The organism is Verrucosispora sp. SN26_14.1 (assembly GCF_004307965.1).
GTDB lineage: Bacteria > Actinomycetota > Actinomycetes > Mycobacteriales > Micromonosporaceae > Micromonospora.
Genome location: NZ_SISL01000531.1, coordinates 1 through 3777 on the forward strand (window position 1 = coordinate 1; position 3777 = coordinate 3777).

General features: G+C 73.5%; 4 protein-coding genes and 1 pseudogene. 2 read left to right on the top strand and 3 right to left on the bottom strand.

Annotated elements, in window-relative coordinates; translation table 11 throughout:
* From EYA84_RS28475 to EYA84_RS28485, 3 genes are all read right to left on the bottom strand, one after another.
* On the bottom strand, positions 1-1137 hold a 1137-nt coding region (locus EYA84_RS28475; RefSeq protein ID WP_131057025.1), incomplete at its 3' end, for a cysteine desulfurase family protein.
* Positions 1138-1186: 49 nt separating this feature from the next.
* Complete coding sequence (locus EYA84_RS28480; RefSeq protein ID WP_131057027.1) at positions 1187-1837, bottom strand: class F sortase; 651 nt, start codon at positions 1835-1837, stop codon at positions 1187-1189.
* The gene (locus tag EYA84_RS28485) at positions 1834-2664 is read right to left on the bottom strand and encodes a DUF4397 domain-containing protein (protein WP_131057029.1); all 831 of its coding nucleotides are present in this window, start codon (positions 2662-2664) and stop codon (positions 1834-1836) included. The genes EYA84_RS28480 and EYA84_RS28485 overlap by 4 nt, the downstream gene beginning before the upstream one ends.
* Before the next feature lie 229 nt (positions 2665-2893).
* Between EYA84_RS28485 and EYA84_RS28490 the strand changes: the two genes are divergently transcribed.
* Both EYA84_RS28490 and EYA84_RS28495 read left to right on the top strand, forming a co-directional pair.
* Positions 2894-3496: an RNA polymerase sigma factor gene (locus EYA84_RS28490; RefSeq protein WP_131057031.1), complete on the top strand. Its 603-nt coding sequence runs from the start codon at positions 2894-2896 to the stop codon at positions 3494-3496.
* Positions 3450-3777, top strand: a pseudogene (locus EYA84_RS28495) (anti-sigma factor); the annotation flags it as partial. The gene EYA84_RS28490 and the pseudogene EYA84_RS28495, both read left to right, overlap by 47 nt.

Sequence of the window (3777 nt, forward strand, 5' to 3'; positions counted from 1 at the left end):
GTCGACGGCCGCCGGCAGGGCGGCGATGAGCGCGTCGACCTCCCCGGCGGTGCTGGTGTGACCGAGCGAGAAGCGCAGCGAGGAACGGGCCCGGTCGTCGTCGGCGCCCATCGCGAGCAGCACGTGCGAGGGCTGCGCCACCCCGGCGGAGCAGGCCGAACCGGTCGAGCAGGCGATGCCCTGGGCGTCCAGCAGGAGTAGTAGCGCGTCACCCTCGCAGCCGGGGAAGGAGAAGTGCGCGTTGCCGGGGAGCCGGTCCGTCGGGTCGCCGTTGAAGACCACCTCGGGCACCGCCTGCCGCACCCGGTGGACCAGGTCGTCGCGGAGTGCGGCGACCCGGGTGGCGTACTCCTGCTGGCCCTTGACCGCCGCCTCGACGGCGACCGCGAAGGCGACGATGCCGGCGGTGTCCAGCGTGCCGGAACGCACGTCGCGTTCCTGGCCGCCGCCGTGCAGCAGCGGCACCGCGGCGACGTCCCGGCCCAGCAGCAACGCACCGATGCCGACCGGCCCGCCCAGCTTGTGACCGGTCACGGTGAGCGCGGCGGCACCGCTGGCGGCGAAGTCGACCGGCACCTGGCCGACCGCCTGGATCGCGTCGGTGTGGAACGGAACGCCGTACTCGGCGGCGACCGCGGCCAGGTCGGAGACCCGCTGGACGGTGCCGACCTCGTTGTTCGCCCACATCGCGGTGACCAGGGCCACCCGGTCGCCGTGCGCGGCCAGTTCGGCGCGGAGCGCGTCGGGGTGCAGCCGACCCGTGCCGTCGACCGGCAGGGAGCCCACCTCGGCGCCCTCGTGCGCGCCCAGCCAGTCCACCGCGTCGAGCACCGCGTGGTGCTCGACGGCGCTGGAGACCACCCGGGTCCGCCCACCGTCGGCGTCCCGGCGCGCCCAGAAGATGCCCTTGACCGCGAGGTTGTCGCTCTCCGTACCGCCCCCGGTGAAGATCACCTCGGACGGCCGGGCACCCAGCGCGGCGGCCACCCGTTCCCGCGACTCCTCGACCCGCCGCCGGGCACGCCGACCGGACGCGTGCAGGGAGGACGCGTTGCCGACCTCACGGGCGGTCGCGACGTACGCCTCCAGTGCCTCGTCGAGCATCGGAGTGGTCGCGGCATGATCCAGGTAAGCCATCACGGTTCAGCCTAACGACCGCGCCCGCCTCGACCGCAGGCCGGAGTGGTCACGCCGGAACCGCCGTCACCACGATGTTGTCGCGATACCTGCGGGCCTGGGCGTCGAACGGTCCGCCGCACGTGATCAGCGTCAGCCGGGGCCGGCCGTCACGGGCGAAGTAGCGCTCCAGCGGGATCTTCGTCTTGTCGTACTCCTCCCGGGCGACGACCCGGTAGTCGCGTGGCGTGTCGTCGGCGCCGGTGACCGTGAGCGTGTCGCCCGGCGCGAGTTCCCGCAGTCGCCAGAAGGCGCCCCGGCCCTGCTCCGCGCTGTCGACGTGGCCGGCGATCACCACCGAACCGGCGTCGGCCTCCAGGCCGGGACCGAAGCGGTACCAGCCGATCCGGTCCACGCTGGGCGGCACGTCGAACTCGCCGCTGCGCGCGTCCACCCCGACCGGCTCCACCCGTGCGACGACCTCGATCGCGGGGATCCGCAGGCGCACCGGGGGCACCGGGGTCTCCGCGTCGGGTAGCCCGCCGGGGCGTACCGCCACGCTCGGCGCCACGGCCGACGGGGTCGGACTGGCCAGTGCGACGGCCTGCTCGGCGCCGACACTTCCCGACGGACGGGAGGCAACAGCCACCACGGCGGTCACGGTGAGCGCGGCGGCGCCGGCAGCGAGTGCCGCCAGCGCCGCCCGGTTGACGACGCTCACCGGCGACCCGAGACGGTGCCGGCCACCCGGACGCCGCCCAGCACCAGCAGCAGCACCCCGACACCCGCCAGGACGTACCAGCCGGTGGTCAGCCCGGTCCCGGCCTGGCCGCCGGTGCCGCTGGGCACGCCGGAGGGGGCCGAGTGCAGCCCGGTGATGGTCTGCGCCACGATGTCCAGGTTCTCGCCCTCGGCGGAGCCGATGGCGTAGACGATCGTCGCGGTGCCCTCGCGCAGGTTCAGGTCGGCGGGCCCGATCACCACCGTGTCGGTGCCGGCGAGCACCACGTCCGCCGAGACGCTGCCCGCGTCCACGTCGCCCTTGGCCTCGTTCGGGTTGGTCAGGTCCTCGAAGACCGGCGTGCCACCGGCCCGTACGTCCACCGCCGGAGCGGCGGCGGTGTGCCGGACGATCAGCCGGGCCTTGCCGGCGTCCACCTTGGCGGTGTCGTTGACGAACGGCGTGATCTTCGGCTTGCCCTCGGCGTCGAGGTGGGCGGCGAGGCTGAGGTTCGCCCCGCCCGGCACCTCGGCGTCGTCCACGGTCAGGATGGCCTGGCCGATCGGCTCGCCCGGCTTGGTCAGCGCGAGGTCGTACCGCCCCTCGGCCAGGTCCAGCGGACCCGCCACGTCACCGGGCTTGAATCCCTCGAGCGTCTTCTCGCCGTTGACGTAGACGTCGACCGGGGTGTCCGGGATGCCGTGCACGACGGAGACCTTCGAGGTGGCGGCGTAGGCCGGGGTGGCGGTGGCGACGCCGGCGGCGACGAAGGTCAGCGCGGCGACCGCGCCGCCTGCCGCGACCCGACGAAGGTACGCGAGCTGCATGTCTGCCTCCTGATGGTTCGTACTGGTTCGTTGGTGTTGCTGACATCCCGAGTTACGCCGGTACGCCGTCGCCTGGATGCGCCGGGAATCGACTTTCTTTTCTTCCTCTCCACCGCATCCGGCGGGGCGGTCCCGAGCGAAGAGACATCGAGGAGCCGCTGGGTCGACAGAGGGGACAGCGCCGGTGAGAGCTACAGTCGGGCATGCCCCCAACCAGGCGACCTGTCCCGTGAACGGGGCCCGGCACGAGCCGGGGACACCCGAGGACGACCTCGCCGACCGGTTCCGCCACGGCGACGAACTGGCATTACGCGAGGCGTACGACCGCTACGGCCGTGCCGTGTTCCATCTGGCCACCAGCACACTGATCAACCGCAGCGACGCGGAGGACGTCACCCAGGCCACCTTCGTCGCCGCCTGGCTCGGCCGGGACACCTTCGATCCCGCCCGGGGCTCCCTGGTCGGCTGGCTGCTCGGGATCGCCCGGCGCAAGGTGGTGGACCGGCTGCGGTCGGTCAGCCGGGACAACCGGGTCACCGAGGCGGTCCGCCAACTGCCCGAGCCGGTCGCACCCGGCGTGGACCCGGACGTCGTGGTCGACCGGCTGGTGGTCGCCGACGAGCTCGCGCGACTCCCCGCCGACCAGCGACGCATGCTGGAGCTGGCCTTCTTCGACGATCTGACCCACCAGCAGATCGCGGCGGTGACGGGTGTGCCGCTGGGTACCGTCAAGAGTCACATCCGACGGGGCATGGCGAGCCTGAAGCGCAGATGGGAGGTGGACGGTGCCGCACCTGGAGCACGATCGGCTGGTCTTTCTGGCACTCGGTGAGAGCGAGGCGGAGGACGTCGACCGCACCCACCTCGACGGCTGCCCGCACTGTCGTGGCGAGTTGGAGAACCTGCGGCACGTCGCCGGTCTCGGTGCCGCCACCCAGGGGCTGCGCGACCTGCCCGATCCGCCGGAGCACCTCTGGCAGGGCATCACGTCCGAGATCCGGGCCGCGCAGGACCTGCCCGGGCTGACCGCCGACGCGCGGCGACGCGCGCCCGGTCCGCGTACCGGCGACACGTCGGCGGCCCCCGGCCGCCCGGCGGTCACCGGCGGAGGCC